The sequence below is a fragment of the Marinobacter sp. es.042 genome (assembly GCF_900188315.1).
Classification (GTDB): domain Bacteria; phylum Pseudomonadota; class Gammaproteobacteria; order Pseudomonadales; family Oleiphilaceae; genus Marinobacter.
Genome location: NZ_LT897781.1, coordinates 2,701,637 through 2,722,375 on the forward strand (window position 1 = coordinate 2,701,637; position 20,739 = coordinate 2,722,375).

Sequence of the window (20,739 nt, forward strand, 5' to 3'; positions counted from 1 at the left end):
TGTTCATCTGACCCCATATTCACGACCTTGGGGCGTACTCCAGCACGTCAGAAAAGAACGCCTCTTCGGGCAGGCCCGCATCCACCAGAGCATCCATCAGTGTGTACACCATGGTGGGCGAACCGCTGGCATGAACTTCCACATTCTTCCAGTCCATACCGGATGCCAGAACCGCGCGAACCAGCTGGTCGTGATGGCCAGCCCAGTCATTATCCTCGTCATCTCCCACCACCGGCAGGAACGTGAAGCGGGGCCACTCGTCCTGCCACTGCTGTGCCAGGGCGCGAAGATACATATCCTCGTGCCGACGAACTCCCCAGTACAGCTTGACCGGTTGGTCATAGGACGTTTCCCGGAGGTAATCCACCAGGCTCTTCATCTGGGCAAAGCCGGTGCCGGCAGCCACCAGCAACAGCGGCCTGGTCGGCACTGACGCCAGGCAGGCCTTGCCGTGGGGCAGCTCCACGGTCACCTCGCCACCGGACGTCAGAGCATCAATCACCTTTTGCGCTGACACCCACTCGGGGGTCGCCTGGATATGCAGCTCGATGTTCTGAGCCGATGGGCTGCTGGCAATGGAAAAATAACAGGGGTCAGTGTCAGGCAGATTGACCGACAGATACTGCCCGGCATGAAACGACAGCTCCCGACGCCGCGGAAGCTGCAGCTCAACGCGATAGACATCGTGACTGATCGACCTTACGTCCACGACCTTTGCCTGAAACTTGCCAGGCTGATTGTTTCCAGCTGCCATAACGGCGGATATCTCCAGTTCCAGATCCGTGAGCGCGATGCTTCGGCACATCATCAAGCGCTCGCCGATCTTTATAGTCTGTTGGTTTCGGGTATTAAGCGCGGCGCCCTTCAGTAACCGGGCCTCGCAGATTTCACATACCCCGTTGCGGCAGGCTGCCGGCACAGCTATGCCAGCCCGCGCGGCAGCGCCGAGCAAGTCTGCCTGCGACGCCGCATTGAAGGCGATACCAGAGGGCCAAAGCCGGACCGCCCGATGTTCACTGCCCATATCAGTCGGGGCGGGATGCCGGACTTTCAATACCCAGGGTATCCCACAGCTCGTCGACGCGTTTTTTAACGTCTTCGGTCATGGCGATCGGCTCACCCCACTCCCGGGCGGTCTCACCTGGCCACTTGTTGGTGGCATCCATCCCCATTTTGGAACCCAGGCCGGATACCGGCGAGGCGAAGTCCAGGTAATCGATGGGCGTATTCTCCACCAGCGTGGTATCCCGGGTTGGATCCATCCGGGTAGTGATCGCCCAGATCACGTCTTCCCAGTTACGGGCATTCACGTCGTCATCCGTGACAATCACAAACTTGGTGTACATGAACTGCCGAAGAAACGACCATACCCCCATCATCACCCGTTTGGCATGGCCGGGGTACTGTTTCTTCATGGTCACCACTGCAAGGCGATAGGAACAGCCTTCCGGTGGCAGGTAAAAATCAACGATCTCCGGGAACTGCTTCTGCAGAATCGGAATAAAGACCTCGTTCAGGGCCACCCCGAGAATCGCCGGCTCATCAGGCGGGCGACCGGTATAGGTGCTGTGATAGATCGGATCCCGGCGGTGAGTGACCCGTTCTACGGTGAATACCGGGAAGTGGTCCACTTCGTTGTAATAGCCAGTGTGATCACCGAACGGCCCTTCCGGCGCCATGTCATCCGGGTAGATGAAGCCTTCCAGCACGATCTCGGCGCTCGCCGGCACCTGCAGATCGCTCAACCCCGCCTTGACCAGCTCGGTCCGGCTGCCGCGAAGCAGCCCGGCAAAGGCGTATTCCGACAGCGTATCCGGCACCGGCGTCACCGCCCCCAGAATGGTCGCAGGATCGGCGCCGAGGGCCACAGCGACCGGATAGGGTTGGCCGGGATTGCTCTTCTGAAACTCCTGGAAATCCAGGGCACCACCGCGATGACTCAGCCAGCGCATGATCAGACGGTTGCGGCCGATGACCTGCTGCCGGTAGATGCCCAGGTTCTGGCGTTCTTTATGGGGCCCACGGGTAATCACCAGTGGCCAGGTGACCAGCGGCCCGGCATCGCCAGGCCAGCAATGCTGCACTGGAATCTGATACAGATCCACCTGATCCTTTTCGATCACGACATCCTGGCAGGGCGCGGAACGCAGTACCTTGGGGCTCATGCGCATCACCTGCCGGAACAGCGGCAGTTTCTCGATGGCATCGCGGAAGCCCTTGGGGGGATCCGGTTCCTTGAGAAACGCGAGGAGCTTACCGATGTCCCGAAGCGCCGTGACGTTATCCTGCCCCATGCCCAACGCCACCCGCTTCGGTGTCCCGAACAGATTGGCCAGTACCGGCATGTCATAGCCCTTGGGGTTTTCAAACAACAACGCAGGACCACCTGCCCGCAATGTACGGTCGCAGATTTCGGTCATTTCCAGATGAGGGTCGACTTCAACGCTGATCCGTTTCAGTTCCCCCAGCTTCTCCAGCTGGTCAATGAAGTCTCGCAGGTCGTTGTATTTCATCGGTTACTCCGTTCAGATATGCCAGTACTACGGAGATCGGTGGTCGCTGGACTGCTTTTTTCGGAGTTAGAACAAGGTGAGGACCTGCTTTCCCAGACACGCCGTGAACCCATCCCTGGGGGCTTGGTCTTGCCATCCATGGCAAGACACTGTCTGTGAAAGCAGGTCCCCACCTCGTTCTTCAGATCACCAGTTATTCGCGAGGCGCTCTACCCGGGAAGAGATCAACGACGCTTCATGGACTGGAAGAACTCGTCGTTGGTCTTGGTGTCCTTGAGCTTGTCCAGCAGGAACTCGATGGCGGCGGTGTCATCGTCCATGGAGTGCAGGAGCTTGCGCAGGATCCAGACCCGCTGGATGTCGGCTTCACTCATCAGCAGATCTTCACGACGCGTGCCGGAGCTGCGGATGTTGATCGCCGGATAGGTCCGCTTCTCGGCAATCTTGCGATCCAGATGGATCTCCATGTTGCCGGTGCCCTTGAACTCCTCGTAGATAACCTCGTCCATCTTGGAACCGGTGTTGACCAGCGCCGTGGCAAGGATGGTCAGGCTTCCGCCTTCTTCCACGTTACGGGCGGCACCGAAGAAGCGCTTGGGTTTTTCCAGGGCATGGGCGTCAACACCACCGGTCAGGACCTTGCCGGAGGACGGAATCACCGTGTTGTAGGCACGAGCCAGACGTGTAATGGAATCCAGCAGGATAACCACGTCCTTCTTGTGCTCGACCAGACGCTTGGCCTTTTCAATCACCATTTCAGCAACCTGCACGTGACGGGCCGGCGGCTCGTCAAACGTGGAGGCGATGACCTCGCCGCGCACGGTGCGCTGCATCTCGGTCACTTCCTCTGGCCGCTCGTCAATCAGCAGTACCATGACATGGCACTCTGGATTGTTGCGGGTGATGGACTGGGCGATGCTCTGCATCAGCAGTGTCTTACCGGCCTTGGGCGGAGAAACGATAAGCCCGCGCTGGCCTTTACCGATGGGCGCCACCAGGTCCAGGACCCGGGAGGAGAGATCCTCGGTGCTGCCGTTACCGGCCTCGAGCATCAGGCGCTCGTCCGGGAACAGCGGCGTGAGGTTCTCGAAGAGAATCTTGTTTCGGGCGTTATCCGGCTTGTCGAAATTGATCTCGCTGACCTTCAACAAGGCAAAGTAGCGCTCACCGTCTTTGGGCGGGCGAATCTTGCCTGCGACCGTGTCGCCCGTGCGCAGGTTAAACCGGCGGATCTGACTCGGAGAGACATAGATGTCGTCAGGCCCTGCCAGGTAGGAGGCGTCAGCGGAACGGAGGAAGCCGAAGCCGTCCTGCAGAATTTCCAGTACGCCGTCGCCGTAGATGTCTTCGCCGCTTTTTGCGTGCTTCTTCAGGATTGTGAAGATCACATCCTGTTTGCGCGAACGAGCCAGGTTATCGAGGCCCATCTCTTGCGCAATATCGAGCAATTCGGGCACGGATTTCTGCTTGAGTTCAGTAAGATTCATAGTTTGTTGGATTTTCAGGAATGGAAGTAAACGAGTATTGGAATGACAGGGGTGCCCCTGAACGTATTGATCGTAAAAAACGCTGAACTTGGTGCTGGCCAGTTGGAGCAACCGGTGTAGATGGAGTCCGGAATTAAGGTACTGAAGCCAGAGAGTGGGAACAACCGTTCGCCGGGCAACAGCGATCATCGGCCACCTGACTGGCGAATGTCAAGTGCACTGCACAAATTAACAGCAATTTCACGCCAAACCGGCCACAACCGGCCGCTGGCGCCTCCCCCTGATTGGTTACTCCCTTCCATTGGAAGCCCGTGATGGCGATACTGGCGTATAACAACTTTTCAACGATTCTGGAGCCCATCCATGAGCAGTGTACCCAGCACCGAAATGAAACCCCTGAACGTTGCCCTGCTGACCGTTTCCGATACGAGAGGCCCCGAGGAAGATACATCCGGACAGTTTCTCGAAGACAGCATCGTTGACGCCGGACACTTGCTCGTTGCACGCCGAATCCTGCCAGACGATGTTTATCTGATCCGGGCGCTCATGGCCAACTGGATTGCCGACGGTGAAATCCATGTCGTGATCATTACCGGTGGCACAGGCTTTCTGGAGAGGGACAGTACACCTGAAGCGGTGATGCCTCTCATGGATAAAGCCATTGATGGCTTTGGCGAGGAATTTCGCCGCCTGTCAGCGGCAGAAATTGGCTCATCGACCATACAGTCAAGGGCATTCGGGGGAATGGCCAACAACACAGTGGTCTTCTGCCTTCCGGGCTCAACGGGCGCCTGCCGCACCGGGTGGAACGGTATCCTCCTGAGTCAACTCGATAGCCGACATACACCGTGCAACTTTTCAGGCCTCGTTCTGCGCAAACCAGAAAAGCCGATGAACCGACTCGACGAAGTGATCGGGCAGCGCTCCAAGCGCTAGAAACAACAATAAACTGGATCGGAGCCCTGAACTGATGCCCAAACCTGAACTACTACCTTTGGAAGGCGCCCTGGACCACCTATTGTCTGAGGCGCGGCCGGTATCCGGCATGGAAACTGTGGCCCTGGCTGACTCACTGGGCAGAATGCTCGCCAAGAATTATTACGTTTCGGCGGACGTTCCACCTGCGGATAACAGCTCCGTCGACGGTTACGCTCTGCGATCCGGGGACCTGAATAAAGGACAGCCGATACCGGTATCGTCGAGAATTCCGGCTGGCGCAGCACCCTCTCAACTGGTGGAGGGGACCGCGGCGCGCATATTCACCGGTTCTGAAATCCCCGAAGGCGCAGATTCAGTTGTGATGCAGGAAGACGTGACGGTCACTGACTCCGGCATTGCAGTACAAACCGATGTGACCGCCGGACAGAACATCCGTCGACGGGGCCAGGATCTGAAAACGGGCGATCTGGCTCTGGCCAAAGGCACGCTGATTCGTCCCCATGAAATGGGACTCCTGGCTTCACTGGGCGTTGCTCACGTTGATGTCCTGGAAAAACTGAGGATCGCTATACTTACGACGGGTGACGAACTGGTTGATCCCGGAAAACCCCTCGGGCCGGGACAGATCTACAACAGCAATCGCTTCACTCTGATCGGACTGATGGCAGAGTCTGGCTGCGAGGTTGTCCTGTGCGAGAGCCTGAGAGACGAAAGGGAAGCCACTCGGGAAACTCTGCTGCGCGCAGCAGCATCCTCGGATCTGATCATTACCAGCGGCGGGGTGTCGGTCGGTGAAGAGGACCACGTTCGCGCCGTGCTTGAGGAAGACGGCAGCCTGTCACTCTGGCGCCTTGCCATCAAGCCCGGAAAACCGTTGGCGTTTGGTGCGATTGGTGGCACCCCTATACTGGGACTGCCTGGCAACCCAGGCTCTGTATTGGTCACTTTTCTGATGGTTGGCTTACCCTATATTCGAAAACGTCAGGGGCGAACCCCTCATCCACTGCTTGGAGAGAGAATACCGGCAGATTTTTCTGTCTCCTCAACCTCGGTGCGCCGGGAATTCGTGCGGGCCAAGAAACAAATCAGAGGCAGTGACATGGTGCTCGCAGCCCACCCCAATCAGAATTCCGGTCTTCTGAGCTCTGCCTGCTGGGCCGACGGTCTCGCCGTGGTACCCGAAAACAGCACGGTAAAGCCCGGCGACCTGCTAACCTACTACTCGTTTGCGGAACTGTTGAGCTGACCATGAGTGATAACACGATTACAGTGCGCTTCTTCGCCCGTCTGCGCGAAGACCTGAAAACCGACCAGTTGGCTATCGACGCCAGGCCTGGCCTGACAGCGGGCGATGTGCTTGCAGAGCTGGCCAGCCAGGGCGGCTCCTGGGATCAGTTGCAGGGCGACCAGCCGGTTATGATTGCGATCAATCAGGCCATGGCAAAACCGGGCTCTGAGGTGAAAGCCGGCGACGAGCTCGCCTTTTTCCCGCCGGTCACCGGAGGTTGAGATGATTTCGGTCCAGTCTGACGATTTTGATGTGGCCGCTGAATACGCGGCGCTGCGTGACAGTGGCGCCGGCACCGGCGCCATTGCAACGTTTACCGGCCTGGTGCGGGACAGCGGTGACTTGCAGGGCGTTACCGGGCTTTACCTGGAACACTACCCCGGAATGACCGAACAGGTGATTCAGGGGCTCATTGATGAAGCGTCGAAGCGCTGGGATGTGCGCAAGGCCCGGGTGATTCACCGGGTGGGCAGGCTGGCGCTGTGCGACCAGATTGTCTTCGTCGGGGTGTGCAGCGCCCACCGTGGGGACGCGTTCGCGGCCTGCGAGTTCATCATGGACGCCCTGAAGACATCCGCTCCGTTCTGGAAAAAGGAAATCACCTCAGACGGGGAGCACTGGGTGGAACAGAAAGAATCCGATCGGGCGCGCTCCGAGGACTGGAAGTAACTCACCATAAAAAAACCGCCCGTGAGCCTGTGCTCAGGGGCGGTTTCTGGTGACCTGCCTGCAATCAGAGATTGCTGTCCAGGAAAGCCGCCAGTTGGGATTTGGAGAGTGCGCCGACTTTCGTGGCGTCCACGTTGCCGTTCTTGAACAGCATCAGGGTGGGGATACCGCGGATGTTGAACTTCGGCGGGGTCTGCTCGTTCTCGTCAATGTTGAGCTTGCAGACTTTCAGTTTGCCGTCGTATTCGTCGGCAATCTCTTCAAGCACCGGGGCAATCATCTTGCAGGGGCCGCACCACTCTGCCCAGTAGTCCACCAGAACGGGGACGTCGGACTGCAGTACATCCTGCTCAAAAGAAGCGTCGGTTACATTTACGATATTTCCGCTCATTACCTTTTCCTGATTCATGCACTACTGCTGCACATTGGCATTTCCCTGAGGGATTATCCTTCCGGGGCACAGGTGCTGTTGACTGTCGCTGAAGGCCGTCCGGGTTACACAGACAACCTTTCACCCAAATCACGGTACGACATACTTTACGCGATTGATCAGCCGGATGTGAAGCGGTAAGAACCGATCCATGCCTGCCCCCCGTCAAACGCGCGGTTTTCCGGTTACTGACAGGCCTGAGGGATTTCGCTTATAGTACCCCGCACGTTCATCTCAAAAGGATTCCGACCACGTGACGGCCGCATCCACCGCCGAAAACGCTGCCGCCTCATCCGAGGTACTCGCAGCCATCGACATGGGCTCGAACAGCTTCCACATGGTGGTTGCCCGACTAGTTCATGGGGAAATCCGGACCCTCGAGAAGATGGGAGAAAAGGTTCAGCTCGGAGCCGGTCTGGACCAATACAACCGGCTCACTGAAGAAGCCCAGGAGCGGGCCCTGGCCTGCCTGGGACGCTTCGCTCAACGGCTCAAGGGGATGCCGCCAGAGGCGGTGCAGATTGTCGGCACCAACGCGCTTCGCGTGGCGCGCAATGCCCATCAGTTCATGGCCCGGGCCGAAGAGGCGCTGGGCTATCCGGTAGAGATTATTGCCGGCCGCGAGGAAGCACGCCTGATCTATCTGGGGGTTTCTCATACACTCTCCGACGATATCGGGCGTCGACTGGTTATTGATATTGGCGGTGGCAGCACCGAATTCATCATCGGCCAGCGGTTTGAACCCCAGGAGCTAGAAAGCCTGCACATGGGCTGCGTGTCGTTCCGGAACCGGTATTTCCCGGACGGCAAGATAACCAGGCGGCAAATGGACAAGGCAGTGACCCACGCCGAACAGGAACTGCTCAACATCCGCCAGCATTACCGCTCCGTGGGGTGGCAAAGTGCGGTGGGCTCATCCGGCTCGATCAAAGCCATTGCCAGCGTATTGGCGACCCTGAAGATCACCGACGGCACCATTACGCTCGCCGCCATGCAGGAGCTTCGCAAGCGGCTGGTGGACATGGGTAAAACAGAAAAACTGGGAGATCTGGGCGTACGCTCGGACCGCCAGAGCATCTTCCCGGCCGGATTTGCCATCCTGATGGGGGCATTCCAGTCCCTTGGCATCAAGGACATGGCGTTCGCCGATGGTGCTCTGCGGGAAGGTTTGCTTTACGACATTGTAGGGCGAATCCAGCACGAGGATGTCCGGGAGCGAACCATTTCCGCGCTCCAGGAGCGTTACCACGTTGACCAGGCACATGGCGCCGCCGTAGAGGAAACTGCCGTGGCCGCCTGGCAGCAGGTTGCCGACGCCTGGGCCCTGAACACCCCGACCGATGAAGAAGTGCTGCGCTGGGCCTGCCGACTGCATGAGATCGGCCTGACCATTTCCCATAGCCAGTACCATAAACACGGCGCCTACCTGTTGCGCTACTCGGATCTGCCCGGCTTCACCCAGCAGTTCCAGCGCGACCTGGCCACCCTGGTGCGCGGCCACCGGCGAAAATTTGCTTCGGCAATCTTCGAAGGCCTGGACCCGGAAGACATTGCCAGGCTGCGTTACCTCTGCGTACTGGTGCGCCTGGCGGTTCTGATTCAACACCCACGCAACATTGAACCGCCTCCGGCCTTCACCCTGACGGCACACAAGGACAAGTTGGTGCTGGAGTTCCCGCCCGGTTGGCTGGATGACAGGCCACTGACCCTGGCCGACCTGGAAAACGAAAGGGACTATCTCGCCAAACAGGACTTTGTTCTGGAACTGAACGGCGGCTGAGTGCGCTCAGCCAGCCAACTCGGCCTCCAGGGACTCCACCTCTTCGCTAACTTCAAGCCACTGCGCCTCCACCTCTTCCAGGCGGGCGGTAGCTGTGGCCTGCTCCCCCAACAACTCTTTCAGACGGGTCTTGCCGCTGTCGTCGTATAGGTCAGGGTCGGACAGCTGCTCTTCCAGAGCAGACAGCTTCTGCTGAAGCTGATCCATTTCCTTTTCCAGAGCACTCTGTTTTTTACGGTAGGGGCTGAGTTTCTGGCGAAGAGCCGCCTCTGCCCGCTTGCGCGCTTTCCGATCCTCGGCACTCTCGCCCACCGCCTCAGCGGCCTCGGACGCCCCGGGCTGGGCGACCGGCATTCGCCTCGGCGCCTCGGTTTCGTCTTTCCGGCGGTCCGCCAGCCAACGCTCATAGTCTTCCAGATCGCCCTGGTACTCCGTTACCCGACCATCATTGACCAGCCAGAACTCGTCCACGGTGTTCCTGAGCAAGTGCCGGTCGTGAGAAACCACCACAATAGCGCCGTCAAAGTTCTGCAGCGCCATGGTCAGAGCCTGGCGCATTTCCAGATCCAGGTGGTTCGTGGGCTCGTCCAGCAGGAGCAGGTTGGGCCTCTGCCATGCGATCACGGCCATCGCCACGCGGGCCTTTTCGCCACCGGAAAACGACCGGATGGCACTCAGGGCTTCATCGCCATGGAAATCAAAGCCACCCAGGAAGTTCCGTATACTCTGTTCTGACGCCTTCGGGGAAAGCCGCTGAAGATGCAGGAACGGGCTGGCATCCAGATCCAGAGATTCCAACTGATGCTGGGCAAAATAGCCGATGGCCAGATGCTCGCCACAGGTACGATCACCAGACATCAACGTGTCCTCACCCCGGAGTGCATCCATCAGGGTGGACTTGCCCGCACCATTGGGACCCAGCAGCCCGACCCTGCTACCCGGCAACAGGGTCAGGTTAATGCCGTTCAGGATTGCCGTACTGCCGTGCCCCGCCTTGCCATTGCGTATCGACAACAGCGGATTGGAAACCTTCTCGGCCACCGGAAACTCGAAGCTGAACGGCGAATCGATATGGGCCGGGGCAATGCGCTCCATCCGTTCCAGGGCCTTGACGCGGCTCTGGGCCTGGCGGGCCTTCGTGGCCTTGGCCTTGAACCGGTCGATGAACCGCTGGATTTCGGCGATCCTGGCCTGCTGGCGTTCAAAACCGGCCTGCTGCTGGGCCAGACGCTCACTGCGCTGGCCCTCAAAGGCTGAGTAATTACCCGTATACAGTTCCAGGTTACGGCGATCGAAATGCACGACATGGGTAGCGACCCGATCCATGAAATCGCGGTCGTGGGAGATAAACAGCAGGGTACCGGGATAGCGCCGCAGCCAATTCTCAAGCCACAGACAGGCATCCAGATCCAGGTGGTTGGTGGGCTCGTCCAGAAGCAGCAGATCGGACGGTCGCATCAGGGCCTGGGCCAGGTTCAGGCGGATTCGCCAACCACCGGAAAACGCCGATACCGGACGGTTCGCGTCCTCGTCCGAGAATCCCAGCCCGCGCAGCAAGGCCTCGGCCCGGCGGCCGGCGGACCACGCCTCGTGCACATCCAGCTCGCCGTGTATGCGGGCAATGGCATGATCGTCACCTGCGGCCTCGGCCCTGGCAAGTTCACCTTCCAGGCGGCGCAAATCCAGGTCGCCATCTAGAACAAAATCCCTGGCGCTGCGCTCGGTAGCCTCGACCTCCTGCGCCATGTGGGCAATTCGGCAACCACCCGGCAGAGAGACCGCGCCCTGCTCCGGCGCCAACTGGCCGAGCAAGAGCTGGAAAAGACTGGACTTGCCGGCACCATTGGCACCGACGATCGCGACACGCTGGCCGGGTTGCACCGTCAGGCTGACGGATTCTAGCAACCAGACGCCGCCCCGTTGTAAACTGAGATCGGTTATCGTTAACATGCTTTCATTTTATCAACGTAAAGTGTTCAGGGAAGGCACAGCGCCTATGTCGGTCCGCTCGGCGACCACCCCGGATTTTTCGACACCGCCGCTGGAACTTCCGGCAGATCTGGAACCGGACAACCCGCTCTGGCGTTTTGCCCTGGCGTTCTGGAAACGTCCGGATGTCCAGAACAGCTGCCTGGCGCTTCAGAATCAGGGCTGGAGCGTAACGCGGATTCTCAGTGCGGCCTGGCTTGCACTCTCTGGCAGAGTCTTCGCCGGGGTCGAGGACGCTACGGTAACAGAGTGGCGCGACCGTGTAACCGTTGCCCTCCGGAGCGCTCGGAAATCGCTGCCTGGCAGTGCCGACAACTGTCAGAAGCTTCGCACCGGCATCGCCGGCCTGGAGCTTGAAGCCGAACAGATTGAACTGGCCCTGAGCTGGCGAACGCTAATGACCATTAACCCGGAACACGCAGACATGCAGGGACGCGACGCACTGATCATCAACAATCTGGTTGCGGCAGCACCGACCTTAGCGGTTAAGGACGATGCAAGGCCCTTGCTGAATACACTGGCCGATACTCTGGCCCACTTTCCCAAGGGAGACCATCAGCCATGATGATGAAATGGCTCATACGGCTCTCGTTCCCGGCTCTCGGGTTGTTGCTGTTGCTGATTTTCTTTGGTCTGAATGACCCGGAGCAGGTCTCCGAACCTGTGGCAGAGCACGAGCAGCCCGAGATTCCCGCGTTTGAAGGGCTGGTTCCGTCCCCGATTCCCACCGAGGGCCCCGAGATCGTGTTCAAATGGCAGGATACCGACGGCAACTGGCACTATGCTGACCAGCCGCCCGAACAGGGGCGCTGGAATACCCTCGCTATCGAGCGACGTGACAAGGCCTTCCCCCGGATTCAGCCGCAAGAGCCGGAAACAGACTGGCAATCGCCCTACAGCGCACCTTTCTCCATGGGCCCTTCCGCTGCCGGCACCAACGGCAGCTGAGCTGACACGTCCGGTTTCTTAACACATGTTCAGTGGCATCTGATGCCGGAACCCGTTACCTTCTGCGTTCTGACAAACACAACGCGGGGCCCTGCCCCAAGCACCGACGTTAAAGGATAATGCAATGAAGAAAACGCTCCTTGCACTGGCAGTGACCGGCCTTGTGGCCGGCTGTTCCACACCACCCGAAGCCCCGGCACAACCGGAACTGGATTCCACCGATCAGAAGGTGAGCTATGGCATGGGCCTGGTTCTCGGCGAGCGCATGGGTAACGACCTGCCGAATCTGCAGATGGACCAGTTCCTCCAGGGCATCCAGCACGGCCACGCCGGCGATGAAGAAGCCAAGCGCATGAGCCGCGAGGAAATCCAGCAGGCCCTGATGACCTACCAGCAGCAGCTGCAGGAAGAACAGGGCAAACAGATGGAAGAACTGGCCCAGAAGAACCTGGATGCCGGCGAAACCTTCCTTGCCGAGAACGCAGAGCGTGAAGGTGTGGAAACCACTGAATCCGGCCTGCAGTACGAAGTGCTTGAGCAGGGTGACGGCGAAAAGCCGGCAGCAACAGACACCGTTCAGGTGCATTACACCGGTGAACTGCTGTCCGGTGAAGTATTTGACAGCTCCCGCGAGCGCGGCGAGCCGGTAACCTTCGCCCTGAACCAGGTGATTCCCGGCTGGACCGAGGGCCTGCAGCTGATGAGCGAGGGTGCCCGTTACAAGCTCTACATTCCGTCCGATCTGGCCTACGGCCCCGGCGGCAACAGGGCGATCGGCCCCAACGAGACCCTCGTGTTTGATGTCGAGCTACTCGAGATCAACCCTGGCTCCGGAGACTAAGCGCCAGAACAGGCAGCTGTCAGTTCTGAGGCTGCCACACGAAAAAGCCCCAGCCGGCGATGCCGGACTGGGGCTTTTTTTGATTCCGGGATTTCTCAGGCAGAGGCTACTTTGCCAGCATGGGCATTGTGCAGATGCTCGATCAGGAAATCCTCCATCTCGAACCGGGTCTCCAGAGTTTCACCCAACTTCGACAATTCACCGAACAGTTCTTTGACATCCTCTTCGGACAAATCCCGGCCATCCAGCCGGTCATTGAAGTTAAGGGCAACCTCGGTGGTTTGCTCAATACGGGGATAAACCTGGGCAGCCAGCTCCAGCCCGCCATCGTTAAATTCCCGAGCCTCTCGCACCAACTGCTCGTAGATCTCGAAATGACCGGTAGACACGTAGTCCACCAGAACTTCACACAGGCGTACGAATTTTTCTCTCAATGCTTCGGTCTGCGAGAAGTCGCTTTCTCCGGACAGGTCGCAGTAATGCACCAGAAGCTCCTGACGCTCCTTGAGCCAGCGATCAATCAGCTCGCTGACGCCGCCCCAGCGCTCCCTGGCATTTCGGCAATTTTCCAACATGACGCCTGTTCTCCGCTTGTCTTGACAACTTTTGTTTCGGTTTTGATTTTTATTAGGTTTGGATCAAGTTACCCCATGGCTGAGGTTCCCCGCAACCGTTTCAGCCTCCAATCCATTCCCGAGGTTTTTGCCGGCGAAACATCAAAACCAGACCGGTGATGACAAGCAGCGAGAAAAAGACAGCAGTCCAGCCGGGAATGCTCAAACCCAGGAACCGCCAGACCACTTCAGCGCAGTCCCCGGTGCCCTGGAGCGCCGTAGACAGAACCTCGAACCACGGCAGAACGTCCAGCATGTAGTCCACCGAAGGCCCGCATGCCGGCACCTGGTCCGCCGGCAGGCTCTGCAGCCACAACTGCCGCCCGGCAACACCCAGCCCTGCTCCGGCGGTCAGCACCAGCAGGAACCCATAGATCCGAACGCCGAATCCGGTGGGGCCATGGAGAAAGGCCAGGAAACTGACCAGACCGGCACCCATGAAGCCGAAGCGCTGTAACCAGCAAAGCGGGCAGGGCTCGAGCCCCATCACATGCTCCATATAAAAAGCCACACCAAGGAGTGCGGCACATACAAGGAAAATAAGCCCGAAAACCCATCTGCTGGTCAAAAGAACACCTCGAATCGTGAATTGAAACTGCAAGCGGCCACAGGGCCTGCTATTCTCGTCACTTAACCCTAAACCACGATCAACTTCAAGCCTATGACACGCCAGCCAAAATCTGTTTTGACGCTGCTTTTTCTATTGTTTGCAACGATCTCTTTGCCGGCCGTTTCCCAGGAAGAGGAAAATGCCGAAGAGGACGTGGCTGAAGAAAAAAACAGCTTTACCGACTACATCAGCATGGATCCACCGTTCGTGACCCACGTGGGCACGCCCGGCAACAAGCCAACCTATCTGAAAGCCGCGGTCAGTCTGCGGGCAAACAGCGCGAGCGCACGGCCCGCCGTGGATGCTCACATGCCCCGATTGCGACACGAACTGGTCATGCTGTTTGGTGAGCAAACGGATACCGATCGCCTCACCTCGATGGAAGGCCAGGAGGCGCTGCGCGAAGAAGCCAAACAGCGAATCAATGCGGTACTGGAAGAGCAGCAGACCGGCGAAAGCATAGCCGGCGTACTGTTTACGGAGTTTGTCGTGCAGAAGTGAAGCTGGAACCGGCCAGTGGTTCAGGCGATCCGCGAGAACAGATCATCTGACTGGTCGCGGTCATCACGGGCCACCTGATCGGCATCATCCCAACCAGCTTCCCAGGCCGCAATAACGACGTCACCACGATAGGGGCAGCGGGATTTGTCCATGCCCATGTTGGCCGCCATATAGCCCTGACGGTAAGCCTTGTTCAGGGCTTCCACGTCCCAGCCGAGTTTGATATCCCTTGCCATCGCAATCCCCTCCCGATCCAGATGTTACAAAAATTAACAGTCGGACCGGAGGGAGACAAATCTTTGTTCAGTTTCTGTGCGTCAGGTCCGCAGACTCCTGCGACGCCTCCCGAACCCAACGCTCAAGAGCGCAGGTACTGTTCCAGAAACTCGCTGAACGACAGGGTATCGGCGCTTTCCATGTCGGCCTGCTCGGTCAGGGATTCTGACGTCATGGCCTCAAACGCGCGGCGCACATCATCACCAAGACCCTCCTGCCTCAGGCTCTGCTGATGCTGCCGCGCCATTTCCATGCCCCACTCCCGGTGACCCAGGCCGGAGGAGCGCATGGCATCGAGAACCCGGGCAGACGGCACGGTCCATTCACCGGTCAACACGTCGCGCTGGGCGGCAAGGGCGTTGCGGTAGGTGTCATCACCCCGCCAGCTATCGAGCAGTTCCGCCAGGGGCTCCAGCTGCGACAGAATGTCGTTCGCAGCGTCGGATACCGGGGTACGATGCCCACCACGGCAAAGCGCCAACTCTCGATAACGCCCATTGGCGACCACATCCTTGTAGTTGTCATCCAGGCGCTCACACTCGGCATCGCCAATTCGGGGAGAGTCTGCTAACAGGCAGTCCAGCAGGAACAGATCCAGAAAATCGATCTGGGCCTCGTTCACGCCAACCGGCGAGAAGGGATCAAGGTCCAGACATCGCACCTCAATGTACTCCACACCCCGGGCTTCGAGGGCCTGGATGGGCTTTTCCTCACGCTGCGTCGTGCGTTTGGGGCGCACCGCGCTGTAATACTCGTTCTCGATCTGCAGTACGCTGGTGTTGATCTGGACGAACTTGTCGCCCCGGCGGGTGCCGATCGACTCATACGCCGGCCAGGTGGTGTGAATGGCTCGATCCAGAGTCTGGGTGTAGGTGCTCAGCTCGTTGAAACAGATATTCAGGGATGCCTGTGCGTTGTTGTGGTACCCAAGATCGCCCATCCGTAACGAGGTTGCGTACTCACCGAAACAGGTGCGTTCATCAAATCGCGAGAGATCATGGTTCACGCCGGCTACAAAGCTGGCATCCAGGGCGGGCGAAGCTCCGAACAACAACATCAGCAGCCAGCTGCGGCGGCGGAAATTGCGAATCAGCCAGAAATACTGGTCCGACTTGAAGTCTTTCAGGCTTTGCTCGTTGCCCAGCAATTCCTGCCACTTGTGCCAGAAACTGTCGGGCAGGGACAGATTGTAGTGGGCGCCCGCGATGCTCTGCATCATGCGGCCGTAGCGCACGGCCAGTCCCTGCCGGTAAACATGCTTGAGTTGGCCAATATTGGAGCTGCCATACTCGGCGATGGGGATACTCGGGTCACCATCCAGCTCACAGGGCATGCTTGTCGCCCAGAACACTTCGTCACCCAGGTTCTGCTGCACAAAGGTGTGGATATCCCGCAGCGATTTCAGCATGCCTGCCGTGCTGTCGAACACCGGCGTGATCAGCTCCAGCAAGGCCTCTGAGTAGTCGGTGGTAATCCTCGGATGGGTCAGCGCCGACCCAAGGGCTTCGGGGTGCGGGGTCTGGGCGATGAAGCCGTTGCGATCCACCCGCAGCCCTTCTTTTTCGACACCCTTGAGAAAACCATCCCAGTCGCTGGCAGCGAACTGACGAAATACGGAATGGCGGGATTCAGCCATGGTCGACTCCTGCTGCGGCCGGCTTGCTCTTTTGCACAACCGGCCGGTGAAAAGATTGTAAACCCGTCAGCTGTCCTTGCGCGCCGAGGCAAGTGCCTGGGCCAGCGCACCAGCCATGGCGCCCTGTGGGGGTTTCTGACCGGAACCGCCATTACCGGCGTTCCGGTTTCCGCCCTTGCGGCTGGCTCCGGAGCGGTTGGCAGCCATGGGCTTGCCTTCGTTTTTCTCGCCAGGCTGATCATCCATACGCATGGTCAGGGCAATTCGCTTGCGCGGGATATCCACGTCCATCACCTTGACCTTGACGATATCCCCGGCCTTGACCACTTCCCGGGGATCCTTGACGAAGGTGTGGGACAGCGCGGAAATGTGCACCAGGCCATCCTGATGCACACCAATATCCACAAACGCGCCAAAGTTGGTCACGTTGGTCACCGAGCCTTCCAGCACCATGCCGGGCTTGAGATCGCTCAGGGTTTCAACCCCTTCCTCAAAACTTGCGAACCTGAATTCCGGTCGCGGATCCCGCCCCGGTTTCTCCAGTTCCGAGATGATGTCCTTGATAGTCGGCAAACCGAACTGTTCTGTTACGTAATCCTGGGGATTCAGACCACGCAGGAACGAGGAATCGCCGATGATATCGCCCACTTCGCGATTATTTTTCCGGGCGATGGCCTCGACCACGCCATAGGCTTCCGGGTGCACTGAGGACCGGTCCAGGGGGTTCTCACCGCCGGCAATACGCAGAAAACCCGCCGCCTGCTCGAACGTGCGGTCACCGAGCCGGGTGACCTTGAGCAGCTGTTTCCGGTTGCGGAACATGCCGTTCTGGTTGCGGAACTCAATGATGTTCTGGGCTATGGTGTGGTTAAGGCCGGAAACCCTGGCCAGCAATGGCGCTGAGGCCGTGTTCAGATCCACGCCCACGCCATTCACACAGTCTTCTACCACGGCATCCAGGCTTCGGGACAGCTGCACCTGCGACACATCGTGCTGGTACTGCCCTACCCCGATGGATTTCGGCTCGATTTTTACCAGCTCCGCCAGCGGATCCTGCAGCCGGCGGGCGATGGATACCGCGCCACGAATGGTGACATCCAGATCGGGCAGTTCTTTGGAGGCAAACTCGGAGGCTGAATAGATCGAGGCGCCGGACTCACTGACCACAATCCGGGCCAGCTTCAGTTCGGGGTAACGCTTGCTGAGGTCGCCGACCAGCTTCTCCGTCTCCCGGGAAGCGGTGCCATTGCCAATGGCCACCAGTTCGATCCTGTATTCCCGACACCAGGCCGCCAGCTGCTCGATGGAACGGTCCCATTGGTTCTGGGGCGCATGGGGGAAGATGGCACCGTGGCCGGCCACCTGGCCAGTGCCATCGATTACAGCAACTTTCACCCCGGTGCGTAGACCTGGATCCAGGCCCAGGGTCGGACGTGGACCGGCCGGCGCAAGCAGCAGAAGATCCTTGAGGTTGGCGGCGAACACGTTGATGGCTTCGGTTTCCGCCGCTTCGCGGACCTGTGCCATGAGATCGGTTTCAATCTGGGTGGAGAGTTTCACCCGCCAGGTCCAGCGAACCACCTCCGAGAGCCATTTGTCGGCAGCACGACCATTGTCCCGGATATTCCAGCGAGCGGCGATGCGCTGCTCGGCCGGGTGGGGCGCACGGCGGTCATCCTCGGCATCACCAACAACTATCGTGTAGCCAAGAACGCCCTCGTTCCTGCCCCGCAGGATGGCCAGGGCACGGTGGGACGGAACTTTCTTCAGGGGCTCGACGTGGTCGAAATAATCCCGGAACTTGGCCCCCTCGTTCTCCTTGCCTTCCACCACGGTGACTTTCAGCTGGCCTTCCTGCCAGATGAAGTCACGCAGGCTGCCCAGCAGCTCGGCATCCTCGGCAAAACGCTCCATCAGAATATAGCGGGCGCCATCCAGGGCAGCCTTGGTATCTTCCACGCCGGCTTCTTTGTTCAGGTAGCCCTGGGCAGTGGTTTCAGGATCGAGAGTCGGATCATCATAGAGGGCGTCAGCCAGCGGTTCCAGGCCCGCCTCACGGGCAATCTGGGCCTTGGTCCGGCGCTTGGGCTTGTAAGGCAGGTAAAGATCTTCCAGACGGTTCTTGGTGTCGGCGTCCTGGATGGTGGCCTTGAGCTCGTCGGTCAGCTTGCCCTGCTCCTCAATGCTCTTGAGGATAGTGGCACGACGGTCTTCCAGTTCCCGCAGATAGCGCAGACGTTCTTCCAAGTTCCTCAGCTGGCTGTCATCCAGTGAGCCTGTGATCTCTTTCCGGTAGCGGGCGATAAACGGAACGGTCGCACCCTCGTCGAGCAGTTCGACGGTGGCGTTAACCTGTTGCTCGCGGACACCGAGTTCCTCGGCGATACGCCTGGAGATACTGTTCATGCAACCTCTGTCTGATGCTTTGCCAATAAACCAGCAAAGGTACAGCGGCTTACTGCTGCAGGCAAGCGGCCTGGCCCCGCTTGTTCAGGAATTGCACAAGATCCGCCCAGGGCATGGGCCGGGCATAGTAATAGCCCTGAATTTCATCGCAATGCTGCTGGCGCAGAAACTCCAGTTGCCCTTCGGTTTCCACGCCTTCGGCGACGACGCTGATCTGCAGGCTGTGGGCCAGACTGATAATGGCCCGGATAATGTGTTCGGCGTCTGCCGAATTACCCAACTCCTGCACAAACGACTTGTCGATCTTCACCAGCGAGATGGGCAGATGCTGGAGATTGCTCAACGATGAAAAGCCGGTGCCGAAATCGTCCAGAGCAAAACTGATACCCAACTGATTCAATTCCCTCAGGCAGCGCTGGGCGTACTCCGGGTCGTGCATCATGGCGCTCTCGGTCAGCTCCAGCTCGAGCAGACTGGTATCCACGTTGGCGTTAAAGATGATGCGGAAAATGGTTTCGGTCATCTTGCGATCGTGGAACTGCCGGAACGACAGATTGACCGCGAACACCAGCCCGGGGAAACCGAGCTCGGCAGATTCCTGCAGGCGCTTGCAGGCCTGCTCGATGACCCAGTAACCAATGGGCACGATCAACCCGCTGCGTTCGGCCACCGGAATAAATTCGTCCGGCCCCACCAGCCCGCGCTCCGGATGATTCCAGCGCAACAGGCATTCGACACCCCGTACTTCTTCCGTAGCCAGATCAATCCGGGGCTGATAGTAAAGCTCCAGTTCCTTGCCTCGAAGAGCGTTGCGGAGGTCCGCCTCCAGACGAAGCTGGTAACCGGCGGAAATGTGCAGCTGGCGGTCGTAGAAACGGTAGCTGGTGCCCGGATCCCGTTTTGCTTCGAACATCGCACGGTTGGCCCGGCGCAACAGATTCTCGGCGCTGTCTCCGGCTTCCGGGTAGGTTGCGACACCGAGACTGGCACTGACCACGACCGTCTGGCCATCGATCGTAACCGGCTCATCAAGGGCGTTGACCACCTTGCGGATAATCTGGGTGATATCGAGGGAGTCCTCGACCTTTTCAACAATAATGGCCAGTTCGTCACCCCCGATACGCATCAGCGAATCGACGCGGCGGAGAGAATGTCGAAGCCGCTCTGCCAGCTTCATCATCAACTGGTCGCTTTTCTGGTAACCGAAAGATTCGTTAATGCTGCGGAAGTCATCGATATTGAGGTGCAACAAGGCCAGCCGATGGCCAGCACGCTCGGCCCGCAGCAAGGCCTGCTGGAGACGATCGAAGAAAAGGTCCCGGTTGATAAAACCGGTGGCGACTTCGCGGCCCAGTTGGCCATGGGCAGACTCGGACAACTGATCCCGGTACCACAGGCACTTGACGGCCCGACGGAAATTCCAGTGGTCCAGAGTTTGACGAGAGAGATAGTCGGCGGCGCCGGCAGCCAGCAGCTCTGGCGCGCGCTCCGTAGGGGGCTCGGCACTGAGGGCCAGAACGGGCTTTTCATTGCTGGCAACCGCCAGATATTGCAGGAAAGACGCCTCTGAGCCACCATGAAAAACGCAGTCCCAGACGATGACATCAAAACTGGCGTTACGGATCAGATCATCACAATCCACCAGATCCGGGCACCAGGTCGCGTCCGCACCGATGTCGACGTCACCCGCCAGAAGAGCATTCAGCCAGAGAAAATCAGCGTAGTCTGGTGTAAGAACCAAAAGGCGCAATTGTCCAGGCCTCATGGTTTCCAGTGGCAGTGTCATCAAGCAGGATCCATTTATGCGTGAAC

The 20,739-nt window shown here is 58.9% G+C and carries 20 protein-coding genes; 9 read left to right on the forward strand and 11 right to left on the reverse strand.

All coding sequences use genetic code 11. The annotated features are described in order from the left end of the window. Nucleotides 1-19 precede the first annotated feature (19 nt). From CFB02_RS12690 to rho, 3 genes are all read right to left on the reverse strand, one after another. Nucleotides 20-1,024 carry a 2Fe-2S iron-sulfur cluster-binding protein gene (locus CFB02_RS12690; RefSeq protein ID WP_088558261.1) on the reverse strand — a complete coding sequence of 335 codons (1,005 nt, stop codon included), beginning with the start codon at nucleotides 1,022-1,024 and terminating at the stop codon, nucleotides 20-22. Between the two features lies 1 nt (nucleotide 1,025). Beyond that, nucleotides 1,026-2,513, reverse strand: a complete 1,488-nt coding sequence (ubiD, locus tag CFB02_RS12695) for a 4-hydroxy-3-polyprenylbenzoate decarboxylase (RefSeq protein ID WP_088558262.1) — start codon at nucleotides 2,511-2,513, stop codon at nucleotides 1,026-1,028. A gap of 224 nt (nucleotides 2,514-2,737) precedes the next feature. Next, the gene (gene rho / locus CFB02_RS12700) at nucleotides 2,738-4,000 is read right to left on the reverse strand and encodes a transcription termination factor Rho (RefSeq protein ID WP_008169890.1); all 1,263 of its coding nucleotides are present in this window, start codon (nucleotides 3,998-4,000) and stop codon (nucleotides 2,738-2,740) included. Nucleotides 4,001-4,363: 363 nt separating this feature from the next. On the opposite strand from rho, the gene moaB reads away from it, so the two are divergent. The 4 genes from moaB to CFB02_RS12720 are packed head-to-tail and all read left to right on the forward strand — an operon-like array spanning nucleotide 4,364 to nucleotide 6,896. Further along, complete coding sequence (gene moaB / locus CFB02_RS12705) at nucleotides 4,364-4,936, forward strand: molybdenum cofactor biosynthesis protein B (RefSeq protein ID WP_088558263.1); 573 nt, start codon at nucleotides 4,364-4,366, stop codon at nucleotides 4,934-4,936. Between the two features lie 34 nt (nucleotides 4,937-4,970). Further along, the gene (gene glp, locus CFB02_RS12710; RefSeq protein WP_088558264.1) at nucleotides 4,971-6,185 is read left to right on the forward strand and encodes a gephyrin-like molybdotransferase Glp; all 1,215 of its coding nucleotides are present in this window, start codon (nucleotides 4,971-4,973) and stop codon (nucleotides 6,183-6,185) included. A gap of 2 nt (nucleotides 6,186-6,187) precedes the next feature. Then, nucleotides 6,188-6,448: a MoaD/ThiS family protein gene (locus CFB02_RS12715; RefSeq protein ID WP_088558265.1), complete on the forward strand. Its 261-nt coding sequence runs from the start codon at nucleotides 6,188-6,190 to the stop codon at nucleotides 6,446-6,448. Nucleotide 6,449: 1 nt separating this feature from the next. Beyond that, a complete protein-coding gene (locus CFB02_RS12720) occupies nucleotides 6,450-6,896 on the forward strand; it encodes a molybdenum cofactor biosynthesis protein MoaE (protein ID WP_088558266.1) in 447 nt (148 codons plus the stop codon). Between the two features lie 64 nt (nucleotides 6,897-6,960). Here CFB02_RS12720 and trxA read toward each other — a convergent pair whose 3' ends face one another. After that, a complete protein-coding gene (trxA, locus tag CFB02_RS12725) occupies nucleotides 6,961-7,287 on the reverse strand; it encodes a thioredoxin TrxA (RefSeq protein ID WP_008169901.1) in 327 nt (108 codons plus the stop codon). Nucleotides 7,288-7,579: 292 nt separating this feature from the next. Between trxA and ppx the strand changes: the two genes are divergently transcribed. After that, nucleotides 7,580-9,106: an exopolyphosphatase gene (gene ppx, locus CFB02_RS12730; RefSeq protein WP_088558267.1), complete on the forward strand. Its 1,527-nt coding sequence runs from the start codon at nucleotides 7,580-7,582 to the stop codon at nucleotides 9,104-9,106. 6 nt (nucleotides 9,107-9,112) lie between these two features. Here the strand turns inward: ppx and CFB02_RS12735 are convergent, their stop codons facing one another. Further along, the gene (locus CFB02_RS12735; protein WP_088558268.1) at nucleotides 9,113-11,056 is read right to left on the reverse strand and encodes an ATP-binding cassette domain-containing protein; all 1,944 of its coding nucleotides are present in this window, start codon (nucleotides 11,054-11,056) and stop codon (nucleotides 9,113-9,115) included. Between the two features lie 46 nt (nucleotides 11,057-11,102). Here CFB02_RS12735 and CFB02_RS12740 point away from each other — a divergent pair, with 46 nt between their 5' ends. The 3 genes from CFB02_RS12740 to CFB02_RS12750 all read left to right on the forward strand — a co-directional run bounded on the left by CFB02_RS12740 (nucleotide 11,103) and on the right by CFB02_RS12750 (nucleotide 12,884). Next, nucleotides 11,103-11,660 carry a TIGR02444 family protein gene (locus CFB02_RS12740; RefSeq protein ID WP_088558269.1) on the forward strand — a complete coding sequence of 186 codons (558 nt, stop codon included), beginning with the start codon at nucleotides 11,103-11,105 and terminating at the stop codon, nucleotides 11,658-11,660. After that, nucleotides 11,657-12,043 (forward strand): DUF4124 domain-containing protein, encoded by a 387-nt coding sequence (locus tag CFB02_RS12745; protein WP_088558270.1) that lies wholly within the window; start codon nucleotides 11,657-11,659, stop codon nucleotides 12,041-12,043. Before CFB02_RS12740 ends, CFB02_RS12745 begins: the two co-directional genes overlap by 4 nt. Nucleotides 12,044-12,167: 124 nt before the next feature. Further along, nucleotides 12,168-12,884, forward strand: coding sequence for an FKBP-type peptidyl-prolyl cis-trans isomerase (locus CFB02_RS12750; protein WP_088558271.1), 717 nt, complete (start codon nucleotides 12,168-12,170; stop codon nucleotides 12,882-12,884). A gap of 95 nt (nucleotides 12,885-12,979) precedes the next feature. Here the strand turns inward: CFB02_RS12750 and rsd are convergent, their stop codons facing one another. Both rsd and CFB02_RS12760 read right to left on the reverse strand, forming a co-directional pair. Next, complete coding sequence (rsd, locus tag CFB02_RS12755; protein ID WP_088558272.1) at nucleotides 12,980-13,459, reverse strand: sigma D regulator; 480 nt, start codon at nucleotides 13,457-13,459, stop codon at nucleotides 12,980-12,982. A gap of 100 nt (nucleotides 13,460-13,559) precedes the next feature. After that, nucleotides 13,560-14,066: a disulfide bond formation protein B gene (locus CFB02_RS12760; protein ID WP_172835824.1), complete on the reverse strand. Its 507-nt coding sequence runs from the start codon at nucleotides 14,064-14,066 to the stop codon at nucleotides 13,560-13,562. A 195-nt stretch (nucleotides 14,067-14,261) separates the two neighbouring features. Between CFB02_RS12760 and CFB02_RS12765 the strand changes: the two genes are divergently transcribed. After that, nucleotides 14,262-14,609 (forward strand): flagellar basal body-associated FliL family protein, encoded by a 348-nt coding sequence (locus CFB02_RS12765; protein ID WP_227519208.1) that lies wholly within the window; start codon nucleotides 14,262-14,264, stop codon nucleotides 14,607-14,609. Between the two features lie 20 nt (nucleotides 14,610-14,629). Here the strand turns inward: CFB02_RS12765 and rmf are convergent, their stop codons facing one another. From rmf to CFB02_RS12785, 4 genes are all read right to left on the reverse strand, one after another. Then, nucleotides 14,630-14,845 (reverse strand): ribosome modulation factor, encoded by a 216-nt coding sequence (rmf, locus tag CFB02_RS12770; protein WP_008169923.1) that lies wholly within the window; start codon nucleotides 14,843-14,845, stop codon nucleotides 14,630-14,632. Nucleotides 14,846-14,967: 122 nt separating this feature from the next. Continuing rightward, on the reverse strand, nucleotides 14,968-16,521 hold the full coding sequence (gene gshA / locus CFB02_RS12775) for a glutamate--cysteine ligase (protein WP_088558275.1): 1,554 nt from the start codon (nucleotides 16,519-16,521) through the stop codon (nucleotides 14,968-14,970). Nucleotides 16,522-16,587: 66 nt separating this feature from the next. After that, nucleotides 16,588-18,927, reverse strand: coding sequence for a Tex family protein (locus tag CFB02_RS12780; protein ID WP_088558276.1), 2,340 nt, complete (start codon nucleotides 18,925-18,927; stop codon nucleotides 16,588-16,590). A 49-nt stretch (nucleotides 18,928-18,976) separates the two neighbouring features. Further along, nucleotides 18,977-20,713, reverse strand: a complete 1,737-nt coding sequence (locus CFB02_RS12785; protein WP_088558277.1) for a putative bifunctional diguanylate cyclase/phosphodiesterase — start codon at nucleotides 20,711-20,713, stop codon at nucleotides 18,977-18,979. Nucleotides 20,714-20,739: the final 26 nt, after the last annotated feature.